Raw genomic sequence first — 21,853 nt, 5'->3', positions numbered from 1 at the left:
AGAGTCGAGTTTCTCACTCGACCTCTACTTTACCGTAACATGTTTTGCTTCCATTAATCAACTATCGATATGTGAAGATGATTTTTCTTCAATTCGTTTGCGAAGTCGGTAGACATATTCTTTTAAGCAAACAGCGAAAATAGTAAAGGCTAACACAACTGCGACTTTTAACGGGGTAATAGACAATTTTAAGAAGACAGCGGCTGTCAAACTAATCACAACTGCTAGGATAATCGGAAGTGCACGTCTTATCATGAAAATCTCTCCTTTGCTTCAAGTGCAGCATTCATACCGGCAAGCCTGCCAGTTACAAGTGCTGAGGTGATATTGTATCCGCCTGTATAACCATGAATGTCTAGAATTTCTCCGCAGAAATAAAGACCGGGCATTTTTTTAGACGCCATTTTTTTTGGTTCAATTTCTTTCACAGAAACGCCGCCTCCTGTAACAAACGCTTTGTCCAAAGAGAGGGTCCCGTTCGCATGAACGATAAAATGTTTGCAATCATGGACGAATGCGCGCAGTTTGTCCTTAGCAAGACCAGAAAATGTGTCTTGCGGATCAATACCATTTCTTTCTAACAAAAACAATAAATAGCGTTCTTGCATCCAAGACTTCAGAACATTTTTAATGGCCTTTTTCGGTTCTTCTTTTAAGTCTCGATGTAGCTTTTGAAAAAGCTCCTCATCATTAAGTTTTGGATATAAGTCAATTTGCAGACGGACAGTCGGCTGTTTTTTTAATTCTTTCACCACAAATCCGCTGCATCTAAGAACAGCTGGGCCGGATAAGCCAAAGTGTGTAAAGATCATATCCATGACATGTGTGACGACGGGTTTCCCTTTTTTATTTAAAACACTGACAGCCACACTTCTTAAAGAAAGCCCTTGGAGCACTTTTTCTTTAATAAAACGCTCATCTGATGTGACCGGTACTTCTGTTGGGAAGAGCTCTGTAATCGTATGACCAGCGGCTTCTGCCCAAGCATAGCCGTCACCAGTAGAGCCAGTATGCGGCACACTTTTTCCGCCAACAGCAATCACAACGGCATTACTAGAAATTTTTTCATCATTATTTGTAACAATTCCGGCTGCTTGTCCGTCTTGATACAGAACTGTTTTAATCTTCTCATTCGTTCGAATGATCACATTGAGGTTGCGGAGCCTGTCTAAAAGGGCATCCACAACAGATTGTGCTTTGTTTGAGACAGGGAACATACGTCCATGGTCTTCTTCTTTAAGTTCAATGCCGAGGTTTTCAAAAAACGAAATAATATCCTCGTTATTGAACTCAGAAAATGCACTATATAAAAAACGGCCGTTTCCGGGAATATGCTTGATGATTTCTTCTACTGGAAGGCGATTGGTGACGTTACAGCGTCCACCGCCGGAAATGGCGAGCTTTCTGCCAAGTTTGGTTCCTTTGTCAATTAACAGAACAGTTGCACCGTGCTCTGCTGATGCAATCGCGGCCATCAGTCCAGAAGGTCCACCGCCAATGACAATGACATCATAATGTTTCATGTTACATTCCTCTTTCTGCTTTCAGTCATTCATCTATTATAACGAAAATTGGGGAAGGCTGAAATATGAATTGATTGGTTTTGTACCTTCTGTATTGGATTTGTTACCTGTGCGTCGAAATGATGTGGTAAAATAGTTGAGTTGAATATTCATTAGAAAAATGGTGGTTAAGCGCATGTCTAATAAACTGCTTCGTGGTACGTTGGTTTTAACAATAGGGACTTATCTCTCTCGTATTCTTGGTATGATCTATTTAATTCCATTTAGCGCAATGGTTGGAGCTACTGGTGGAGCGCTATTTCAATATGGATACAATCAGTATACGATCTTTTTAAGTATTGCTACGCTTGGTTTCCCAACAGCGGTATCAAAATTTGTTTCTAAATATAATGCAATTGGCGATTACGAGACAACAAGAAAAATGTTCAGGGCGGGTATGTCGGTCATGCTTGTCACCGGGATTATCGCCTTTTCTATTTTATATTTAACCGCACCGATTTTTGCCAAGATTCAGCTTGGCGGATCGAATGAAACAGGCGGTTTGACTGTCGATCAAGTAGTATATGTGATTCGGATGGTCAGTTTAGGTCTTTTGGTTGTACCTATTATGAGTCTTGTGCGAGGGTACTTCCAAGGGCACTCTATGATGGGACCGACAGCTGTTTCTCAAGTCATTGAGCAGCTTGTTAGAATCATCTTCCTATTAACAGCAACGTTTATTATTTTAAAAGTGCTTGACGGCGGTCTTGTCATTGCTATCGGTTATGCAACATTTGCAGCACTTATCGGCGCATTTGGCGGGTTATTCACGCTTTATTTATATTGGCTGAAGCGCAAGGATCGGCTCTTATCGATGCAGCCGAATACAGGTGCTTCCTCCGACTTATCTTATAAGCAAATGTTTACAGAGCTGTTTAGCTATGCGGCACCGTATGTGTTTGTTGGACTGGCGATTCCAATTTATTCTTATATAGATACAAACACGATTAACAGAGCCATGATTGCATCAGGACATCAGGATATTAGTACAGCGGTATTGTCTATTGTGACGTTATATTTACCGAAGCTCGTGATGATTCCTGTGTCGCTTGCAACAGCGTTTGGCTTAACCTTGATTCCAACGATTACGGAATCATTTACAGCTCGTAACTACAAGCTGCTCAATAGACAAATTGATCAGACAATGCAGGTCATCTTATTTTTCGTGCTTCCTGCTTCATTTGGTATTTCGGCATTGGCTGGACCGGTTTATTGGTTTTTCTATCCGTCTGTTCATCCTGAGATTGGGATGTCAATTTTGTTCTGGTATGCACCTGTTGCGTTATTGTTTTCTTTATTCACCATTAATGCAGCGATTTTGCAGGGAATTAACAAACAAAAATTTGCCATTGTCAGTCTGTTGTTAGGGATCATTATTAAAACGGTTCTGAACATTCCGCTAATCAGCTGGCTGCAAGGAAATGGTTCTGTGCTTGCGACTGCGTTAGGCTATAGTACGTCCATCTTGTATATGTTTATCATGATTAAGCGCCATGCAGGCTATTCGTTCCGCAGGATTTTCAAACGATTTATTCTCATTGGTATTTTAACTGCGATTATGGCTGTAGTGGCGTATGTGACATGTCAGCTTGTGAGCCAAGTGATTTCGTATGAAGGTGGAATTGTTAATGCGGGTATCGTCATTTTGATTTCAATGATCACTGGTGGCGGTGTGTATCTGTTCCTATCTTATAAGGTAGGATTACTTGAGCGTGTACTCGGCAGCCGTATGCCGAAATTTTTAAGAAAAAAGAGTTAAGAAGAGGTGGAGTTTCATGAGGCTTGATAAATTGCTTGCTAGCAGCGGCTTTGGTTCAAGAAAAGATGTAAAGAAGCTGGTCAAGGCACGGGCAGTCACCGTGAATGGAGAACTGGCGAAGCAGGTGAAAGATCATGTTGATCCATCGAATGATGAAGTGCTCGTACACGGAGAGCGTGTAGAGTATAAAGAATTCATTTACTTAATGATGAACAAACCAGATGGGGTCATCTCAGCAACAGAAGATCTGCGGGATGAAACGGTCGTCGATTTACTTGAGCCGGAGGATATCGCAAGGGAGCCATTTCCTGTGGGCAGACTGGATAAGGATACAGTCGGTCTTCTCCTCCTCACAAATGATGGACAGCTTGCACATCAATTACTTTCTCCAAAAAAGCATGTGCCAAAAACGTACGAGGTTCATTTGAAATATCCATTAGGAGATCAAGACATCAAGCGTCTTGAAGAGGGTGTTGTGATTTTAGATGATTACCGCACGAAGCCGGCGAAGGTTGAAGTAGATGCGAATGAAAGTGAAGATACACGCATCCGTTTAACAATTACTGAAGGAAAGTACCATCAAGTGAAGCTGATGGCGCAAGCAGTGGGAAATGAAGTCATCTTTTTAAAAAGACGCTCGATGGGGGCTGTCTCATTAGATGAAGATCTAGCGCCTGGGGAGTACCGTGAATTGACGGATGAAGAATTAGACAGCTTAATCAATCGACCATAGATGTAGAACAAAAGAAAAGAACCGGCGATAGGCCGGTTCTTTTTGTTATATGGACAGTTCATTATACGCTTAAGATGATATTTTTACTTTTTTTCTTGTTGTTTCCCATTTGCCCCTGCTTGGACTATGAACAAGATCGTTATAGGCAAGCACGTTTAAGTCTCTTTGAATGGTTCTAGGTGTGATCCCGAATTCATCAACCAGCTCTTGTGTCGTCACAAGACCTTTCTCTTGAATGAACATATAGACTGATTTTATTCGAGTCATCATACGGTTTGTTGAAGGTTTCAAAAAACCACTCCCTATCAATAAGATCGGATGGACTTGACTAACCACAACTTACTACACTAAAACTGCGAAATAAGGACATGCAACAATGGTAAATGTTCGTGTTTCTTAATGTTTTATTCTATTATACACGTTATTATGCATCTAGTTCCACCAAAAAGTCAACTTTACGTTTTTTTTAACTTGTCTTCATGAATCGAAATATGGTATATACCATGTTTTGAATTCGGTTACAACCCTATGGGAGTAAGGGGTTTAGAGAATGCTGTTACATTCAAACGTCCAAAAATGAAACACAGAAAATTTACAAAATAAAAATTCACTGATTTCAAAAAGACACATCCCTTGTTAGAATGTGCCTTTTTTGTTTCTGTTATCCTTCTAAGAAAAAGAGCTGAATGAAAAATAAAATGGCAAAGATAAGGACAAGAACATGTACTTCTCTCCATTTCCCTTTTGCCAGTTTCACAAGTGGATATGAAATAAATCCAAGTGAAATTCCGGTTGAAATACTCGATGTCAGCGGCATGGAAAGAATCACAAGAAAAGCAGGAAATGCTTCGTCTAGCTCATTCCAGCGAATGCGTGACACGGAGTTCATCATCAAGCACCCGACAATGATGAGAACAGGTGATGTGATGGATGGTAAAGAAGAAATAGCCTGAACGAGCGGGCCGAAAAACAATGCCACAATAAACAGTGCAGCGACCGTTAAAGACGTTAGCCCGGTTCTTCCGCCAGCAGCAACCCCAGATGATGATTCGATATAAGCTGTCGTTGGGCTTGTTCCAAACATAGAACCAATCGTCGTTGCAGCAGAGTCAGCGAGCAGGGCTCTTCGTACCTTTGGCAGCTGGCCTTTTTTCATGAGTCCTGCTTGTTCAGCCACTCCGATCATTGTGCCCGTTGTATCAAAAATCGTTACTAGTAAGAAGGAAAAGACGACCGCATATAAATGATGAGAGAATACATCACCAAAGGCAGCGAATGGATTTGTAATCAGCATACCTTCTGGCAGTGCAGGGATGTCCATCAGCATTTTAGGGAAATGAAGCTGTCCTGTTACAAGGGCAATCAATGTCGTCGCTAACATGCCGATAAACAGAGCGCCATTGATTTGAAGTACCATTAAAATAACAGAGATCATTAAGCCGACAAGCGTTAAAATGACAACAGGCGAGCTTAAGTTGCCAAGCTTCACTAGATTTTCCGGGTCAGCTGCGATAATTCCAGACTGACGGAGGCCGATAAAGGCAATAAAAAGCCCGATTCCGGCTGTAATGCCGTATTTTAAATTATCTGGAATGGCTTGAATCAGTTGTTTTCTAAGGGATGTTAACGATAAAATAATAAAGAGTATACCAGCAACAAATACCGCACTGAATGCTGTTTGATAGCTGATGCCGCCACCACCGACAACTGTAAAGGTGAAATAGACATTCAGCCCCATACCTGGCGCAATCGCAATCGGATAGTTTGCAAATAATGCCATCCAGAGTGTACCGACGACAGCAGCGATAATTGTTGCAGTGAAGACTTGGTCAAAAGGAATGCCTGCTTTTGAAAGAATTCCTGGGTTAACGGCAACAATATAGACCATGGTAAAGAATGTCGTCATACCAGCGATTAATTCTCTCTTTATGTTGGTTTGGTTTTCTTTTAACTGAAACATAAAATCCTCCATTTACGAACATTATTACAAAACAATTAATATAATATTCGTTTTATGGGTGGAATGCAACCTTTTTTCAAGGAGGAATGGAAAAAATGAATTGGGAAGCTGAAGTCATACGAAAAAAAGACGATTTGATTGAGGACACACAATCTTTTTTACAAATTGAAAGTGTCCTTGATGAAGAAGGTGGAAAAGAAGGAAAGCCATTTGGTGAAAAAGTCGATCAGGCCCTTCAGTATATGCTGAAAAAAGGGGAAGACGAAGGCTTCACAGTCAAGAATGTGGATGGCTATGCAGGTCATATTGAATATGGAGAAGGCGAAGACATTGTAGGTGTGCTATGCCATGTGGACGTTGTGCCTGCTGGTGACGGCTGGACAACCCCGCCATTTTCAGCAGACATAAGAGAAAATAAAATATTTGCACGAGGCGCCATTGATGATAAAGGGCCAACCATGGCGGCTTTCTATGCACTGAAGATGTTAAAAGATACAGGGATGAAGCTGTCAAAAAAGATTCGAATGATCATTGGAACAGATGAAGAAAGTGATTGGCGATGTGTGGACCATTATTTCAAGCATGAGGCGATGCCGCAAATTGGATTTGCGCCAGATGCTGATTTTCCGATTATTCATGCTGAAAAAGGGATTATTGATGCCATTGTGTCATTTACATATCAACATACAGAACAACATCAGCGTTATACGCTCAAGCAATTTACATCGGGTATGCGACTGAATATGGTGCCGGATGAGGCAACTGCCACTGTGACAGCGGCACAAGAACACGATGCTGAATCATTAAAAACAGCTTTTGAAGCATATCTTGCTGACAATCAATTATTAGGTGAGGTTAAGAATGCAGCGGATGGACTGCATTTCACATTAAAAGGTGAATCAGTTCATGCCATGGAGCCGGCGCATGGCATCAATGCGGGCATTCATATGGCCAATTTCCTAAGTGGACAAGAATTAGATGAAGGCGGGCTTGCGTTTACCTCTCAAATCAATGCTTTATTTGATCAGGATACAAGAGGGAAAAAGCTGGGAATTGCTTGCAAAGATGACATTAGCGGAGATTTAACTTTAAATGTTGGCACAATCCGCTATACACAAGGCAAAGAAGCGAAGCTAGGATTAAATGTCCGCTATCCAGTGACAGCAGACGGCAAGGACGTTAAAAAAGGGATCGAAGGCATCAAAGGGGCTACCCTTCTGAAATTTGACGACAGCCCTCCGCATCACGTCTCAAAAGATCATCCGCTTGTGAAAACATTGCAGCGGGTATATGAGGAGCAAACTGGAAATCCTGCTCATCTGATTGCGATTGGTGGAGGAACGTATGCGAGATCTTTAGAAGCGGGTGTTGCCTTTGGTCCTCTCTTCCCTGGCAGACCAGATTGTGCACATCAGAAGGATGAATATATCGAAATCGACGATCTACTAAGAGCAACCGCACTATATGCACAAGCCATGTATGAATTGGCAAAATAAGAAAAGAGAAGAGGGATTCACAGTGAAAAAAATGTTCTTATGCTCTTCATTCAAAGACAGCTATTCTCTCTTGTCTGACTTTACGGGTGAATCGTTAAAAGGGAAACGTGTGACATTTTTCCCAACAGCCAGTGCCGTGGAAGAAGTCACACACTATGTGGATGCAGCGAAAGAAGCCTTTCATCAACTCGGTATGCAGCTAGAAATCGTTCAGATAGCTGAGCAGTCTACCGAAGAAATCACAAAGATGATGAAACAAAATGATGTGGTGTACGTATCAGGAGGCAACACTTTTTATTTGCTGCAGGAATTGAGAAAGCACGGTCTCGATGACGTGCTGAAAGAAGAAATCAAAAAAGGTAAGCTGTACATCGGCGAATCCGCAGGGAGTATCATCATGGCGCCAAGCATTGAATATATCACCTTGATGGATGAGCGGCAGAAGGCACCAGAGCTTTCATCCTATCAAGGCTTCAATGAGGTAAGCCGCTATCCAGTACCGCATGTGCACAATACCTATTTAGGGGATGCTGCGCAGCAAATCCTAAAGAAGTATGAGCAGACGCTCGATTTATGCCCGCTTACTGATGAACAGGCTTTACTCATCACAGGGGAGCAGACTGTGATAAACACTGCTAAATCGTCCTAACCGCAAAACGAAGAAAAAGGAACAGGGATCATTGCCCTGTTCCTTTTTTAATCTTGAAAAACATCACTTGATAAGTATCGTTCGCCTGTATCTGCTGTCATACAGATCACAATTTGATTTGACGGCAATTGCTTGGCTGTTTCAATTGCAGCATAGCAGGCTGCACCAGATGATGGACCAACTAAAATTCCTTCAAGCCGGGCAAGCTGACGTGTGATTGTGTACGCATCTCCATCGCTTACTTGCACGATCTCATCATAGACATGCTCGTTTAAAATATGGGGAATAAATCCCGGGCTCGTGCCAACGAGTTTATGTTTGCCAGGTTTCCCGCCAGATAAGACTGGAGACCCCTTCGGCTCTGCCACACGTATGGTCAAATGAGGGAATGCTTTCTTTAATTCCTCACCAGTGCCTGTAATGGTTCCGCCAGTTCCTGCTGTTGCGACAAAGGCTCCAAGGGGCTTTCCAAGTTGCTTGACAGCTTCTATGATTTCAACAGCCGTTGTACCTCTATGAGCATCTGGATTCGCTCTATTATCAAATTGCATCGGGATAAAGCTATGAGGAATTTGAGCTGCCAGTTCCTCTGCTTTGCGAATACAGCCTGGCATTTTTTCTTCTCCTGGGGTTAAAATGACCTCCGCCCCGTAAGCCTTCAAAATATTGATTCGTTCCTTTGTCATCGTATCAGGCATCACAAGGATGGCTTGATACCCTCTAGCTGCTGCGTTCATGGCTAAACCAATCCCTGTATTCCCACTCGTCGGTTCAATAATGGTCGCTCCTTTTGTCAGCTTCCCTTGTCTTTCAGCCTCGACGATCATATTGTAAGCAGCGCGGTCCTTCACACTGCCGCTAGGATTGAACGATTCCAGCTTTAAATAAACAGCTGCTGCATTGTCTGGCTGAAGCCTCTGTAATTGAACAAGTGGTGTATCGCCAATTAGCTCAGCTATATTTTGTGCAACCCTCATCATGTGACACCCTTTCTTCTCATTCCGCATTTCTTTAGTTATACTATCATCAATGGGGATTCGTAAAGTTTGTTAAAAAAGGACAGGTGATATTGTGTCAGAAAACCGTCATTATTTTATTGGGATTCATATCCCTGAACAGCTTGCGCATCAAATCAAAAAAGACATTGATCAAAGAAGCGGACTGTCTTTTCAAAAATGGACAGCACCTCATGATTATCATGTGACCTTGATCTTTTTAGGGGCCATTCCAGATGACCGCTTAAAGAAGATCATCGAGCTGCTTGAGATCCTCTCAAAGGAAACTGCTGCATTTTCAATCGAGCTGAATGAGGTCGGACAGTTTGGCACAAAGGAGCGCCCGAGAGTCTTTTTTGCAAAACCTGATGAAAGTGAACCGCTCATGCAATTAAGAGAAAAGGTGAAAAAAGCCGTATTGTCAGCAGGACATCCTGTTGAAAAGAGACCGTTTCATCCGCATATGACGATTGCACGCAAATGGAACGCGGATCACTCTTTTGCAGAACAAGCGCCTTTACGCAAAGAGCCATACGTGATAGAGGTTTCTTATATGACTTTATATGAAATACGTCCGAATGAAACCCCGCGTTATCACGCAATCAAACAATTTGCACTACATAAATGATTCTAAAAGTTGGAGTGAGCAGCAGATGGCGCAAATTATCAAAATTCAAGATTATATATCACGATATGAACAAGACCCGCATCACTACATCAATCAATTCATTCGCTTGAAAAAGCAAAGGTGGGACGAGTTAAAAAAAGCTTCTAAAGAGAAGACGCAGCATTCATTTGACCAAATCTCTGAACAAGTGCCTGAACAAGAGGAGGAAAAGAGAAAGAAATTCTCCTTAAAGAGAAAGCCGAAAGCAGCCGATATGAAGAAGGAACGGGACCTGAGTCTTTTTAACGAGCCAACAGATATAGAGCAAGGTGTCTTTACAAACGTTCCTACAGATGAAACGAAGCTCATTCTTTTTTTTAAAGATCATCTATATGATGTTCAATTAAAATGGGCGAGCTCGACGATTTCCCACATTTCGACTGTTTCTCATCATATTCGGTATGATGAAAAGCTACGCATGCTTGCTAGACAGCTTCCGGATTCATATTTTGTGATGTACAAGCCGGTGCTGCTCATTCAAAAAGCAGAGATGGAATTATGTACAGTCCTCATTACGCCGCTGGAAGTGATTTGTTTATCCTTCTTAGAGGCAGAGCCTGACAGCGTATATATCGGAACGAAGGAACGTTTTTGGGAAAAGCGGGCGAATGGGAAAGCGGTTCAGTCCGTTTTGAATCCTTGTGCAGGCCTTCTACGCTCTGGCACCGTCGTGACAAAGATTTTACAGCAAAGCGGAGTCGATCTTCCTGTAAAAAAAATCCTGATCAGCCGTACCTCTTATATTGACTTACCGGAAGTTCCATACGGGATGGAGGTTGTCGATAAGAAGAAGGCGGAAGATTGGTTTGAAAAGCAGCGGAAAAATACCGCGCCGACAAAGCATCAGCAATTTAAGGCGACAAAGGCATTGCTTGCTTATGGTGAATCAGACAGCAAAAGAAGGCAGGAATGGCTCGATTAAAGGCATAATGGATGGTCACGAAAAACGAGACCTGAGTGGAGCTAATATATGAATGAATGGTACTTTATCGTTAATCCAGCAGCAGGACATGGAAAAGGACTTCGTACATGGAGGAGCATAGAGAAAGAACTACAAAAGGTGGAGATCTCATATCGATCGTTTCTCACCCAGCATGAAGGTCATGCAGAAGTATTGGCAAGACAAATTAGCGCCATGCAAGATGACAGGCTGAAGCGCCTGATTGTCATTGGCGGTGACGGAACCATTCATGAAGTCCTGAATGGCTTAAAGAAAATGGAACATGTGCAGCTAAGCTTTGTTCCCGCCGGTCATTGGAATGATGCGGCGAAGGGGCTTGGCATCCATCGTCAAGATGTCCTTAAAGAAGTGAGAAAGCAAAAGAGAATGCTCACCAAAACATTTTCTCTCGGCTCCTTTCAAGATCACGCAGAAAGCGCACAATCCGTTCTCTTTCTCAATCATATCGGTGCTGGGTTTGATGCGCATGTGCTAAGGAAAACAGTGCATTTTAGAGGGGGAAAGTGGCTGAAGCGACTGGGGCTGGGGTTTATCATCTACCCGCTGTCATTTCTCCATTCTTTATGGTCCTTTAAGCCGTTCGACCTTGCACTGTTTATTGAAAATGAGAAAAAGGTCTTTCGCCAAGTATGGTTTGTGATTGTTTGTAATCACCCCTATTACGGAGGCGGGCTGGAAGCAGCACCAGAAGTGAGCGCGAGACAGCCAGGCTTTCAAACGCTTGTTGTCACAGATTTGAATCCATTCAAAGTGCTCTTGTTTCTAAGTGCGATGGTGTTTCGTAAGCACCTTGGAATGAAGGGAGTTACCCTGTTTCAGCACGAGGAAGCGTACTTGGAGGCAGACGGAAAAATCTTATTTCATGCAGATGGAGAAGTGATCGGTGCAACGCCTGTTTTTGTGAAGGCGAGTGATCGCTCTTTAAAATTACGTGCTTAAACCATGTCTCATGAATGTCCTAGTCATAAGGTTCTTGTCCTGATTTTCTAGTTTTGCTTGACGAGTATAAGAAGGTAACGATAAAATCTATAGGACGGCTATTGTTTAGCATCTCATTCTCAATAGCTGTCCTTTTTGTTTTTATGATCATATAAATAAAAAAAGAAACAGCCTATTGACCTTCAATCGGCTGAATTTTGTCGACTAAAAAAGCACGATTTAAAATATTTTAAGAAATGATGGGTTGAAAATTGATATGAACTGGTTGGGACAAATATTAGGTAGCGAATGGCACATCTCTCCTGCTGGAGGCGCTACGGGAGATGCGTACTTCGCAACACACAATGACCAAAAGCTATTTTTAAAACGCAATACGTCACCGTTTCTTGCGGTTTTGTCAGCTGAAGGCATTGTGCCGAAGCTTGTCTGGACAAAACGGATGGAAAATGGGGATGTCATCACTGCGCAGCACTGGCTGAGCGGCAGAGAGCTGAAGCCAAAGGACATGAATGACCGTCCTGTCGCAGAGCAGCTAAGAAAAATTCATACATCGAAAGAATTGCTTGATATGCTGAAACGATTAGAGAAGCACTCTCTAGACCCAGCATCCATTCTGAAGCATTTAAAACAGTCCATATTAAAAGAGCAAATTGATTCTCCGGACATCACACGTGCCATCCAGTACTTAGAGAAGCATGTGGAGGCAGTTCAATTTGAAGACAAGGTCGTGTGTCATTGTGACCTCAATCATAATAATTGGCTGCTGACAGATGAAAACCAGCTTTACTTGATCGATTGGGATGGGGCGATGATTGCTGACCCAGCCATTGATCTTGGACCACTTTTATACCATTATGTTGAGGAAGAGAACTGGGAAAGCTGGCTCTCAATGTACGGTGCCCCGCTGACGGACAATTTGCGAAAACGTATGGCTTGGTACGTCCTCGCTGAAACTGTATCGTTTGTCGTGTGGCATAAAAGAAAAGGGAATGAAAAAGCACAGCAAGAAGTGCAAGCGGAGCTGAGCGCACTTTTACAGCGGTTAAACATTCATTAAGAGAGAGGAATATTCTCGACCCACTCTGACAAATGCGATTGATGCGCCTCAATATGTGCATCAATTGAACTGACAGAGGTGCCCTTTTGGCTGTAATCATAAATATCTGTTAATAATTGACGAATATCGGCATCAAGGTCTTCTTTTGCCAGCATTAATTGAATCACGCGTCCCACCTGTTCATATTCTGCAACAGTCCCGCAGCAATCCAGCTGGTGATCGGTTAAAATATCTTTGATTAATTGAAGCTGATGTTGACGGTTTAATCTCATACGTATGCTCCTTTTCTGCGTGTCATTTATGTGGTTAAACTGTGCATTCAGCGCCCAATTTATACATGCGGCAGACCAGCTCAAGCGAAGGGCTGGTCTTTTTCGTATGCGCATAAAGATGCCGTCTTGCGGGTCTTTATGTTTCATGGTATCTTGATAAAATGTAAAGAAAATAGAGGTGTATCAAATTGAGAATGCGACATAAACCATGGGCTGATGATTACTTAGCTGAAAATGCTCATATTGCCTTAGCTAACCCCGAGCAATATAAAGGGAAATGGCATGAGCTGTTTGGAAATGATCATCCAATCCATATCGAAGTTGGCACAGGAAAAGGGAGTTTTATCGCTGGAATGGGCAAGCTTCATCCTGATATCAACTATATTGGCATTGAATTATTTAAAAGTGTCATTGTGACAGCAGTAGATAAAATCAAAGAGACAGATGTTGAAAATGTAAAGCTTTTGAACATTAATGCGGAAACGCTGACAGATGTGTTTGCGGAAAATGAGATTGACCGGGTGTATTTGAATTTCTCTGACCCGTGGCCAAAAGCAAGGCATGAAAAGCGCAGATTGACGTTTAAAGCCTTTTTAGAGCGATATGAACATATTCTCCGTTCAGGCGGTGAGCTGCATTTCAAAACAGATAACCGCGGGTTATTTGAATATTCCTTAAAGAGCTTTTCTGCATATGGACTTCTTTTAACGTATGTAAGCTTAGATTTACATAAGGACGGACTAGAAGGAAATGTGATGACGGAATACGAAGAGAAATTCTCGTCTATGGGGCAACCTATCTATCGATCAGAAGTAAAATTTCCAGAATAACAAGTGACATCAAGCTGGCTGCAAAAAAATTGCAGTCAGCTTTTTTCATGAAAAGATTGATGCATGCGATTTTCAGCTGTATTTGCTACGATAGAAAAAGGAGGGATGACAGCAATGGAGACAATGAAAATAGGTGACATGGAACTATTTTGGTTAAACGGGGGAGATACACACATGGACGGCGGTGCAATGTTTGGTGTGGTGCCAAAGCCGTTATGGTCAAAAAAATACCCGGTGAACGATCGCAATCAAATTGAACTGCGGTGTGACCCGATCCTCATAAGGTGGAATGGTCTCCATTTTTTAGTGGATTCCGGCATCGGATCAGGTAAGCTGACGGATAAACAAAAACGCAATTACGGCGTAACAGAAGAGACGAAATTGGAAGAGTCACTCGCGGCACTCGGTCTGCAAACAGCAGATATTGATTACGTTTTAATGACGCATCTTCACTTCGATCATGCAAGCGGATTAACAAAACGTGAAGGAGAAAAACTCGTGTCTGTTTTTCCGCAAGCAAAAATCATCACATCCAAAATTGAATGGGATGAAATGAGGGCGCCTAACATCCGTTCAAGAAATACATATTGGAAAGAAAACTGGGAGCCAATCGCAGATCAAGTGGTGCCATTTGAAGAAAGCATCGAAGTAATAGAAGGCATTGAGCTGCATCATACAGGCGGTCATAGCAATGGCCATAGCATCTTAACGCTCACAAGTCAGGGCGAAACAGCGATTCATTTAGCTGACATTATGCCAACGCACGCTCATAAAAATCCATTATGGGTCTTGGCTTATGATGATTACCCAATGACTTCAATTCCAGCTAAGCAAAAATGGCAGGCATTTGCAGAAGAAAAAAATGCGTGGTACTTGTTTTATCATGATGCGATTTACCGCGCTGTTAAGTGGGATGAAGATGGGCAAATCACACATGAAGTCAAAAGAGAAACAGGAAGATAAAAGATCATCTGCATGTTTTTTCGCCTTTCACACAAAATAACGACAAAATGAACTTGTGAAAGGAAGAGTGCAGGTGAACCAATCTTATCGTGTACATGGTGATGTCATTGAAACACCATTAAGAGGGATGGAAGTCATGTCCGTCCCTTATTTAAACAAAGGGGTTGCATTTACGAAAGAAGAGCGGGAAGAGCTTGGTTTAAAGGGTTTTTTACCGCCTAAAGTTTTAACATTAGAGGATCAGGCAAAGCGTGCGTATGAGCAGTTCAAGGCACAGCCGGATGAGCTTGGGAAAAATGTGTATTTAACATCACTTCACGACAGAAACGAAGTGCTTTTTTACAAATTACTAAATGAGCACTTGGCAGAGATGCTGCCGATTGTCTATACACCGACGGTTGGAACAGCCATTCAGCGTTATAGCCACGAGTATCGAAAGCCAAGAGGGCTTTATTTATCAATTGATGACTTGGAAGGTATGGAAGAGATATTTGCCTCTTACGGTGTGGATGAATCCATTGACTTAATCGTTGCGACAGATGCAGAAGGCATTTTAGGTATTGGAGACTGGGGTGTTGGCGGTATTGCCATTTCAGTCGGGAAACTTGCTGTTTATACAGCTGCAGCAGGCATTGATCCTAGCCGTGTACTGGCCGTTGTGCTTGATGCGGGGACGAACCAAGAAAGTCTCTTGAATGATCCGCTTTATGTTGGAAATCAGCATTCTCGCGTTCGAGGAGAGCGTTATGATCAGTTCATCGATCAATATGTAGAGCTTGCCCGCGCAACCTTTCCAAATGCACTCCTGCACTGGGAAGACTTTGGGACAAAAAATGCACGAGCTATATTGGAAAAATATAAGGAACGAATTTGTACATTTAATGATGACATTCAAGGGACTGGAGCTGTTTCACTTGCTGCGGTTCTGGCATGTGCAAAAGCTTCAAAGGTTCCGCTGAAAGACCACCGAATCGTCATTTTCGGAGCGGGTACTGCAGGGATTGGCATAGCGGAGCAGATCCGTGATGCGATCGTCAGAGACGGAGTCAAAGAAGAGGAATCATATGATCATTTCTGGTGTATTGATAAAACAGGATTGCTTACAGATGATTCGCCTGATATTCAGCCATTTCAAAAGCCATATGCAAGACGTTCTGACGAAGTAAAGGATTATGCCCGTAATGGCCCTAAGCATTCCATTGATTTATTAGAGGTCGTCAAACAGGCAAAACCAACGATCTTAATTGGCACCTCGACAGTAGGGGGAGCATTTACAGAGGAAATTGTAAAAGAAATGGCGTCGCACGTAGAGCGCCCGGCGATTTTACCGATGTCGAACCCAACACCTCTTTCAGAAGCAAAGCCTGAAGATCTCATTGAGTGGACAGAAGGACGCGCCCTCGTGACAACAGGAAGCCCATTTGATCCTGTCGAATATGGCGGCGTCACATATGAAATTGGGCAAGCGAATAATGCTCTAGTGTTCCCAGGGCTTGGTCTTGGAACGATTGTGTCTAAAGCACGCCTCATGACAGACAGCATGTTTGTTGCGAGTGCTGAAGCGATTGCCAGCATGGTCAATGTCGGAAAGCCGGGTGCAGCGATGCTGCCGAGAGTCGATCAGCTTCGAACCGTTTCAGCGACAGTGGCTGTCCGTGTGGCGCAAGCAGCGATTGATGAAGGAATTGCAGAGGAAACGCCTGAGGACCTTATTCAGGCTGTACAGGACGCTATGTGGCATCCTGTGTACAAAAAAATCAAAGCCATATAAAAAAGAAGCTTCGCAAGGACACACCTTTGCGAAGCTTTCTTTATCAAGCCACAGAATCAATGACATCCACAATCATGCCTGTTTTGGCATCAATCATGACTTCGTACTGTTCAAGCTCCCCAAAGGCTGAGCGAGTAATGCCAGATTTGTACACATCAATCGTTTCACCATTTACGGTATACGGTTCTGGTACAGTATAAATCCAAGAGCCATCAATCGGGCCGCGCTGTTTAAAAGCGGATTTCACAATTTTTAATGCTTTTTCAGACGAGATATACGTAGGGAAAAATACTTTCTTTGCAACAATTGCAGCGGCTACGCCAATACTCGCACCAATCAGAACATATTTTAACTTCAACGTGCTGCACCTCCGTATTGCTGTTTTTTCCATTATACAAAACTTGTCCATTGATGTTAAGGAATCCGAATAGTTGAAAGCATATTCAAAATTTCTGGAGAGATACTTGGAAAACCGAAAGAATTCTTATAGTATAAAGTGAGTGTTATTTTTATAGGAATATATATGGTCATTACATAGAAACGAGGTAAATCGTAGAATGAATGAAGAAACGTTGTCGCTTTTCCGAAATTTAACAGAATTACAAGGCACCCCAGGTAATGAGCACCATGTGCGTGCTTTTATGAAAAAGGAACTTGAGAAATATTCTGACGAACTCATTCAGGATCGTCTTGGCGGTGTGTTTGGGGTACGCAAGGGACCAGAGAACGCACCTAAAATCATGGTGGCTGGTCATATGGATGAAGTGGGATTCATGGTTTCATCCATTACGAAGAATGGGATGATACGCTTCCAAACACTCGGCGGCTGGTGGAGTCAAGTCATGCTGGCACAGCGTGTCGACGTTCATACCGATCACGGGCCAATTCCTGGTGTCGTCTCTAGTACACCGCCTCATCTTCTGACTCCAGAACAAAAAAGCAAACCTGTGAAACCATCAGACATGCTCATTGATATTGGGGCAGACAGTGAAGAAGAGGCAAAAGAACTTGGCATTCGCCCAGGACAGCAAATCGTGCCTGCAACAGTCTTTACCCCTATGGCGAATCCTAAAAAGATTTTAGCAAAGGCTTGGGATAACCGCTATGGCTGCGGACTTGCGATTGAATTATTAAAAGAAATAAAAGACGAACCACTTTCCTGTCATTTGTATTCAGGTGCAACGGTTCAGGAAGAAGTAGGGCTTAGAGGGGCAGAAGTAGCTGCGAATATGATTCAGCCAGATCTGTTCTTTGCTTTAGATGCAAGCCCTGCAAACGATGTGACAGGTGACAAAACACAATTCGGCCAGCTTGGCAAAGGTGCACTTCTGCGTATTTTTGATCGAACCATGATTACGCACCGAGGGATGAGAGACTTTGTGCTTGATACGGCTGAGTCAACCAATATACCATACCAATACTTCGTATCACCAGGTGGTACGGACGCTGGACGTGTGCATATTTCAAACCAAGGCGTGCCTTCTGCTGTCATTGGAGTGTGTGCTCGCTACATTCACACAAGTCATTCAGTATTGCATGTGGATGATTATGCAGCGGCAAAAGAATTAATTGTCCGTCTTGTGAAAAACTGTGATCAACGTACAGTGGATTCTATATATCAACAAGTTTAAATGTAAACAAAAGGCTGCCTCTTTCAAGAGAGCAGCCTTTTTTTATTGCTGTTCAAACACGTAAGATAACGCTTTGATCGCTTGGTTTACGGTTTCCACAGTGATATTCGCTTTATTTGATAGTTCCTTTAACGGATGGTGCAGTTCTTTTGGACGGACCAAAATGAGAGGTTTCCCTTTAGCGATGGCAGCAGATGCATCCATTGCCGTGTTCCACTGTTTATATTTCTCACCAAAGCGGGCAATGACGATGTCTGCTTTGTTTAATAGGATCTCAGTACGGAAATTATTCAAATCAGAAGCAGCATCATCTTTGAAAATGGCATTTGGCTGCTCACCTAAAATGTCCTCACCAATGTGATCGGAGCGGTCATGATTCTCCATTGGACCAACAAATGTTACTGGCAGTTTCAATGATTGGCTTTTCTCCTTGATTTCATCGCGCCACTGGCTATGAATTTCTCCTGCTAAATAGACGGTTAGTTGCATAACAATCTCCTCCTTTTGTACAAACTTAGTAAAGGTTTGCCCTGTTTCTTTTCATGTTACACAAGAAGTGCTTGATAAAGCAAAAAAAATATGATTATGATATTCATGGTAGAGACTATTTTTCATCGTAAGAATACTACATATAATGGGAAGGACAGGCCTCTTCGTCTTTCCTATGAGAAAGCAGGAAGACGACGTTGATGACTTATTTGAAAAGAAAGGGAATCTCCCTTTCGCCAAAAGTGTACTTCATTGATGCACTCTCTTATATGGCTTTAGGTCTATTTGCTACACTAGTAGTAGGTCTGATTTTAAAAACAGCAGGCGGTCTGTTATCACTTCCGCTCATCATCAAAATGGGAACACTCGCCATGGGGCTCATGGGACCAGCGATCGGTGTAGCCGTTGCGTACCGGTTACAGGCATCTCCTTTGATCATTTTTGCAAGTGTTGTCTCAGGTGCTGCAGGAGCAGAGCTTGGTGGACCTGCTGGAAGCTTTGCCGCAGCATTAATTGGTGTGGAAATCGGTAAGCTGGTCAGTGGTGAGACAAAAATTGATATCATTTTGACACCGCTTGTCACCATCATCACTGGTTTTTCCACCGCCGCTTTGATCGGTCCTGGGATTGAAGCCATGATGACAGGGCTTGGCAGGCTCATCATGTGGGGGACTGACCAAAGTCCGCTGATCATGGGCATGCTAGTCGCAACCATTGTTGGACTTGCCCTCAGCTCACCGATTTCAAGTGCTGCGCTTGCACTCATGCTTGACTTAAGCGGTCTAGCTGCTGGTGCTGCAACAATCGGCTGCTGCGCTCAAATGGTCGGCTTTGCCGCTGCGGGCTTTAGAGAAAATCGTTTTGGCGGTCTTGCCGCTGTCGGTATTGGCACATCAAAATTACAGCTGCCGAACATTGTGAAAAATCCCCTTATCCTTATTCCACCAACGATAGCGGGCCTCATTCTCGCGCCAATTGGTATCATTGGCTTTGGGATGGTCAATAATGCGGCAGGGGCAGGAATGGGAACGAGCGGCCTCGTTGGACAGCTCATGACACTGACCGTTATGGGATTTCATCCATCCGTTTTTCTGGCGATCGCTCTTTTGCATATCGTTGGCCCAGCAGTGATTAGTTTGGTAGTATCAGAATGGATGAGAAAGAAAGGCTATATACAATTCGGAGATTTAACCATACAAACTGGAGGAATGAAACATGAAAAAAATTGAATCAAATGAAGAATTACAAAAAGTGATTCAAGAAGACTTAACAGTATTGCTATTTTCAGCGGACTGGTGCCCAGACTGCACCTTTATCGAACCATTCTTGCCAGAGCTTGAAGCAAACTACCCAGAATTTGAGTACTTCTATGTGGATAGAGATCAATTTATTGACACTTGCGCAGAGTGGGAAATTTACGGCATTCCAAGCTTTTTAGTATTTAAAAATGGACAAGAGATTAACCGCTTTGTCAGCAAGGATCGTAAAACGAAGGAAGAGATTGAAGCATTTTTAACAGATTCTCTTTCTAAATAATGAAAGGAGAGTCTAAATCATGGCAAAAATGACATCAAGACAGCTTGCGAACGAACTCAAAAGTCGTCTGACAAATGACAGCTGGTTACACCAGTTTGACCGAGAAAAAGATACGCTTCGTATTGAAGATAAACAAACAGGTAAAGGAATCACACTAGAGCTCCCGCCAATCATTGCAAAGTGGGAAGTAAAGCCTGATGAAACATTGGATGAGATCGTTTATTATGTGAAAGAGGCGCTAAGTGCCATGAAAGGCGAAGCGCAGCACATCTCAGGAAAAGAAAAGCAAATTTTTCCGGTCATTCGATCCACATCCTTTCCGGAGACATCAAGTGATGGCATTCCGCTCGTTTTTGATGAGCATACAGCTGAAACGAGAATCTACTATGCACTTGACCTTGGAAGCACCTACAGATTAATTGATGAAAAGATGCTTCAAAAGGAAAACTGGACAAAAGAACGAATTAGGGAAACTGCAAGCTTCAATGTCCGCTCACTTGAAACTGTGGTGAAAATGGATGAAGTGGCAGGCAACCGGTTTTATTTCTTCCGTGCAAATGACGGATATGATGCCAGCAGACTTTTAAATGAATCGATTTTACAAGAGTATGCGCAAAAAATAGAAGGACAGATGGCCATTTCTGTCCCCCATCAAGATGTATTCATCATTGCAGATGTTCGCAATGAATCAGGCTATGATATTTTAGGACAGATGTCGATGAGCTTCTTCGCCAGCGGCACGGTTCCGATTACCGCATTGTCATTTTTATATGATGAGGGCAAGCTTGAACCGATCTTTATTCTTGCTAAAAGCAGACCAAAACAGCAGTAGAAGGGAATTTTGAAGAATGAACGTTTTTTATAATGCAGAAGGTGTAGGCGACACACTCCTTATTTCCTTGAAAGATGTGACGAGAGAAGAAGTAGGTCATGAGACGTTTGGAGATGTCGTAAGAATCTTCAATCAAGAAACAAAAGAAACAACAGGCTTTAATATCTTCAATGCATCTACTTACATGAAAATTGAAGAAAACGGATCTGTACCGCTTTCTGAAACACTTGTTCAAGATATCAACGAAATTTTAAACCGCAACGGTGTCAGTGAAACGTTGACTGTCGATCTATCACCAAAATTTGTTGTCGGTTATGTAAAGGAAAAAGAAAAGCATCCGAATGCAGATAAATTAAACATTTGCCAAGTGGATGTTGGCGATGAAACATTACAAATCGTGTGCGGTGCACCAAACGTTGATCAAGGGCAATATGTCGTGGTTGCGAAGGTTGGGGCAGTGATGCCAAGCGGTTTAATCATCAAAGATGCTGAGCTAAGAGGTGTTCCATCAAGCGGTATGATTTGTTCAGCAAAAGAACTAGATCTTCCAGACGCGCCTGCTGAAAAAGGGATTCTTGTTCTAGAGGGAAGCCATCAAGCTGGCGAACCCTTTCAAGCATAACCTCCCATAAACGGGCACATCAGAGCGAAGAATGTGTTATACCAAAAGTCACTAAGTACGTACTTAGTGACTTTTTTTCATCTACAGACAGTACAAATAGCAAGGAGCGGCACTTTTCTCGCTTTTCTG

Annotated in this window: 24 protein-coding genes; 16 read left to right on the top strand and 8 right to left on the bottom strand. The window is 42.7% G+C overall.

From position 1 onward, the window contains the following. Positions 1-57: 57 nt before the first annotated feature. On the bottom strand, positions 58-255 hold the full coding sequence (locus ACQYAC_RS07805) for a hypothetical protein (protein WP_119125254.1): 198 nt from the start codon (positions 253-255) through the stop codon (positions 58-60). Then, positions 252-1,523: an NAD(P)/FAD-dependent oxidoreductase gene (locus ACQYAC_RS07800; RefSeq protein ID WP_429943058.1), complete on the bottom strand. Its 1,272-nt coding sequence runs from the start codon at positions 1,521-1,523 to the stop codon at positions 252-254. Before ACQYAC_RS07800 ends, ACQYAC_RS07805 begins: the two co-directional genes overlap by 4 nt. Before the next feature lie 175 nt (positions 1,524-1,698). On the opposite strand from ACQYAC_RS07800, the gene ACQYAC_RS07795 reads away from it, so the two are divergent. Further along, on the top strand, positions 1,699-3,321 hold the full coding sequence (locus ACQYAC_RS07795; RefSeq protein ID WP_429943057.1) for a putative polysaccharide biosynthesis protein: 1,623 nt from the start codon (positions 1,699-1,701) through the stop codon (positions 3,319-3,321). Between the two features lie 16 nt (positions 3,322-3,337). Next, positions 3,338-4,054: a pseudouridine synthase gene (locus ACQYAC_RS07790; RefSeq protein ID WP_003217686.1), complete on the top strand. Its 717-nt coding sequence runs from the start codon at positions 3,338-3,340 to the stop codon at positions 4,052-4,054. Between the two features lie 69 nt (positions 4,055-4,123). Here the strand turns inward: ACQYAC_RS07790 and ACQYAC_RS07785 are convergent, their stop codons facing one another. Then, the gene (locus tag ACQYAC_RS07785; protein WP_008356419.1) at positions 4,124-4,345 is read right to left on the bottom strand and encodes a DeoR family transcriptional regulator; all 222 of its coding nucleotides are present in this window, start codon (positions 4,343-4,345) and stop codon (positions 4,124-4,126) included. 370 nt (positions 4,346-4,715) lie between these two features. Further along, a complete protein-coding gene (locus ACQYAC_RS07780; RefSeq protein WP_058015028.1) occupies positions 4,716-6,014 on the bottom strand; it encodes an NCS2 family permease in 1,299 nt (432 codons plus the stop codon). Between the two features lie 95 nt (positions 6,015-6,109). On the opposite strand from ACQYAC_RS07780, the gene pepV reads away from it, so the two are divergent. Continuing rightward, positions 6,110-7,510: a dipeptidase PepV gene (gene pepV / locus ACQYAC_RS07775; protein ID WP_429943056.1), complete on the top strand. Its 1,401-nt coding sequence runs from the start codon at positions 6,110-6,112 to the stop codon at positions 7,508-7,510. Positions 7,511-7,532: 22 nt separating this feature from the next. Continuing rightward, positions 7,533-8,159: a Type 1 glutamine amidotransferase-like domain-containing protein gene (locus ACQYAC_RS07770; protein ID WP_429943055.1), complete on the top strand. Its 627-nt coding sequence runs from the start codon at positions 7,533-7,535 to the stop codon at positions 8,157-8,159. A gap of 47 nt (positions 8,160-8,206) precedes the next feature. On the opposite strand, the gene cysK is transcribed toward ACQYAC_RS07770, so the two are convergent. Next, on the bottom strand, positions 8,207-9,136 hold the full coding sequence (gene cysK, locus ACQYAC_RS07765; RefSeq protein ID WP_429943054.1) for a cysteine synthase A: 930 nt from the start codon (positions 9,134-9,136) through the stop codon (positions 8,207-8,209). Positions 9,137-9,230: 94 nt separating this feature from the next. Here cysK and thpR point away from each other — a divergent pair, with 94 nt between their 5' ends. The 4 genes from thpR to ACQYAC_RS07745 all read left to right on the top strand — a co-directional run bounded on the left by thpR (position 9,231) and on the right by ACQYAC_RS07745 (position 12,778). Then, on the top strand, positions 9,231-9,782 hold the full coding sequence (thpR, locus tag ACQYAC_RS07760) for an RNA 2',3'-cyclic phosphodiesterase (RefSeq protein ID WP_429943053.1): 552 nt from the start codon (positions 9,231-9,233) through the stop codon (positions 9,780-9,782). 25 nt (positions 9,783-9,807) lie between these two features. Continuing rightward, on the top strand, positions 9,808-10,743 hold the full coding sequence (locus ACQYAC_RS07755; protein ID WP_429943052.1) for a hypothetical protein: 936 nt from the start codon (positions 9,808-9,810) through the stop codon (positions 10,741-10,743). Positions 10,744-10,791: 48 nt separating this feature from the next. Then, positions 10,792-11,721, top strand: coding sequence for a YegS/Rv2252/BmrU family lipid kinase (locus tag ACQYAC_RS07750; protein WP_429943051.1), 930 nt, complete (start codon positions 10,792-10,794; stop codon positions 11,719-11,721). Between the two features lie 256 nt (positions 11,722-11,977). After that, positions 11,978-12,778 carry a phosphotransferase family protein gene (locus ACQYAC_RS07745; protein ID WP_180310346.1) on the top strand — a complete coding sequence of 267 codons (801 nt, stop codon included), beginning with the start codon at positions 11,978-11,980 and terminating at the stop codon, positions 12,776-12,778. Here ACQYAC_RS07745 and ACQYAC_RS07740 read toward each other — a convergent pair. Then, the gene (locus tag ACQYAC_RS07740) at positions 12,775-13,050 is read right to left on the bottom strand and encodes a YtzH-like family protein (RefSeq protein WP_429943050.1); all 276 of its coding nucleotides are present in this window, start codon (positions 13,048-13,050) and stop codon (positions 12,775-12,777) included. The two genes, ACQYAC_RS07745 and ACQYAC_RS07740, sit on opposite strands and share 4 nt — an antisense overlap. A gap of 188 nt (positions 13,051-13,238) precedes the next feature. Here ACQYAC_RS07740 and trmB point away from each other — a divergent pair, with 188 nt between their 5' ends. From trmB to ACQYAC_RS07725, 3 genes are all read left to right on the top strand, one after another. Then, positions 13,239-13,880: a tRNA (guanosine(46)-N7)-methyltransferase TrmB gene (trmB, locus tag ACQYAC_RS07735; RefSeq protein WP_429943049.1), complete on the top strand. Its 642-nt coding sequence runs from the start codon at positions 13,239-13,241 to the stop codon at positions 13,878-13,880. Positions 13,881-13,994: 114 nt separating this feature from the next. Further along, on the top strand, positions 13,995-14,843 hold the full coding sequence (locus ACQYAC_RS07730; RefSeq protein WP_061409161.1) for a YtnP family quorum-quenching lactonase: 849 nt from the start codon (positions 13,995-13,997) through the stop codon (positions 14,841-14,843). A gap of 73 nt (positions 14,844-14,916) precedes the next feature. Beyond that, entirely contained in the window at positions 14,917-16,614 is a 1,698-nt protein-coding gene (locus tag ACQYAC_RS07725) for an NAD-dependent malic enzyme (protein WP_429943048.1), read from the top strand. Between the two features lie 43 nt (positions 16,615-16,657). Here ACQYAC_RS07725 and ACQYAC_RS07720 read toward each other — a convergent pair whose 3' ends face one another. Beyond that, positions 16,658-16,972 (bottom strand): PepSY domain-containing protein, encoded by a 315-nt coding sequence (locus ACQYAC_RS07720; RefSeq protein ID WP_429943047.1) that lies wholly within the window; start codon positions 16,970-16,972, stop codon positions 16,658-16,660. A gap of 199 nt (positions 16,973-17,171) precedes the next feature. Here ACQYAC_RS07720 and ACQYAC_RS07715 point away from each other — a divergent pair, with 199 nt between their 5' ends. After that, positions 17,172-18,245, top strand: coding sequence for a M42 family metallopeptidase (locus tag ACQYAC_RS07715; RefSeq protein ID WP_429943046.1), 1,074 nt, complete (start codon positions 17,172-17,174; stop codon positions 18,243-18,245). Positions 18,246-18,287: 42 nt separating this feature from the next. Here the strand turns inward: ACQYAC_RS07715 and ACQYAC_RS07710 are convergent, their stop codons facing one another. Beyond that, positions 18,288-18,734 carry a YtoQ family protein gene (locus ACQYAC_RS07710; RefSeq protein ID WP_429943045.1) on the bottom strand — a complete coding sequence of 149 codons (447 nt, stop codon included), beginning with the start codon at positions 18,732-18,734 and terminating at the stop codon, positions 18,288-18,290. Positions 18,735-18,934: 200 nt separating this feature from the next. Between ACQYAC_RS07710 and ACQYAC_RS07705 the strand changes: the two genes are divergently transcribed. Genes ACQYAC_RS07705 through ytpR form a run of 4 tightly spaced genes read left to right on the top strand, consistent with a single transcriptional unit; the run spans position 18,935 to position 21,724 of the window. Further along, positions 18,935-19,963, top strand: a complete 1,029-nt coding sequence (locus ACQYAC_RS07705; RefSeq protein WP_058015041.1) for a PTS transporter subunit IIC — start codon at positions 18,935-18,937, stop codon at positions 19,961-19,963. Next, entirely contained in the window at positions 19,950-20,270 is a 321-nt protein-coding gene (locus ACQYAC_RS07700; protein ID WP_003217665.1) for a thioredoxin family protein, read from the top strand. Before ACQYAC_RS07705 ends, ACQYAC_RS07700 begins: the two co-directional genes overlap by 14 nt. A gap of 19 nt (positions 20,271-20,289) precedes the next feature. Further along, a complete protein-coding gene (locus ACQYAC_RS07695; RefSeq protein WP_429943044.1) occupies positions 20,290-21,102 on the top strand; it encodes a DUF1444 domain-containing protein in 813 nt (270 codons plus the stop codon). Positions 21,103-21,118: 16 nt separating this feature from the next. Continuing rightward, positions 21,119-21,724: a YtpR family tRNA-binding protein gene (ytpR, locus tag ACQYAC_RS07690; RefSeq protein WP_044142204.1), complete on the top strand. Its 606-nt coding sequence runs from the start codon at positions 21,119-21,121 to the stop codon at positions 21,722-21,724. The last annotated feature ends 129 nt before the right edge of the window (positions 21,725-21,853 follow it).

The sequence above is a fragment of the Bacillus sp. MM09(2025) genome, assembly GCF_050496725.1.
GTDB classification, from domain to species: domain Bacteria; phylum Bacillota; class Bacilli; order Bacillales; family Bacillaceae; genus Bacillus; species Bacillus pumilus.
Note: the sequence above shows the minus strand (reverse complement) of the source record. Positions and strands in the feature narration are given on the sequence as shown.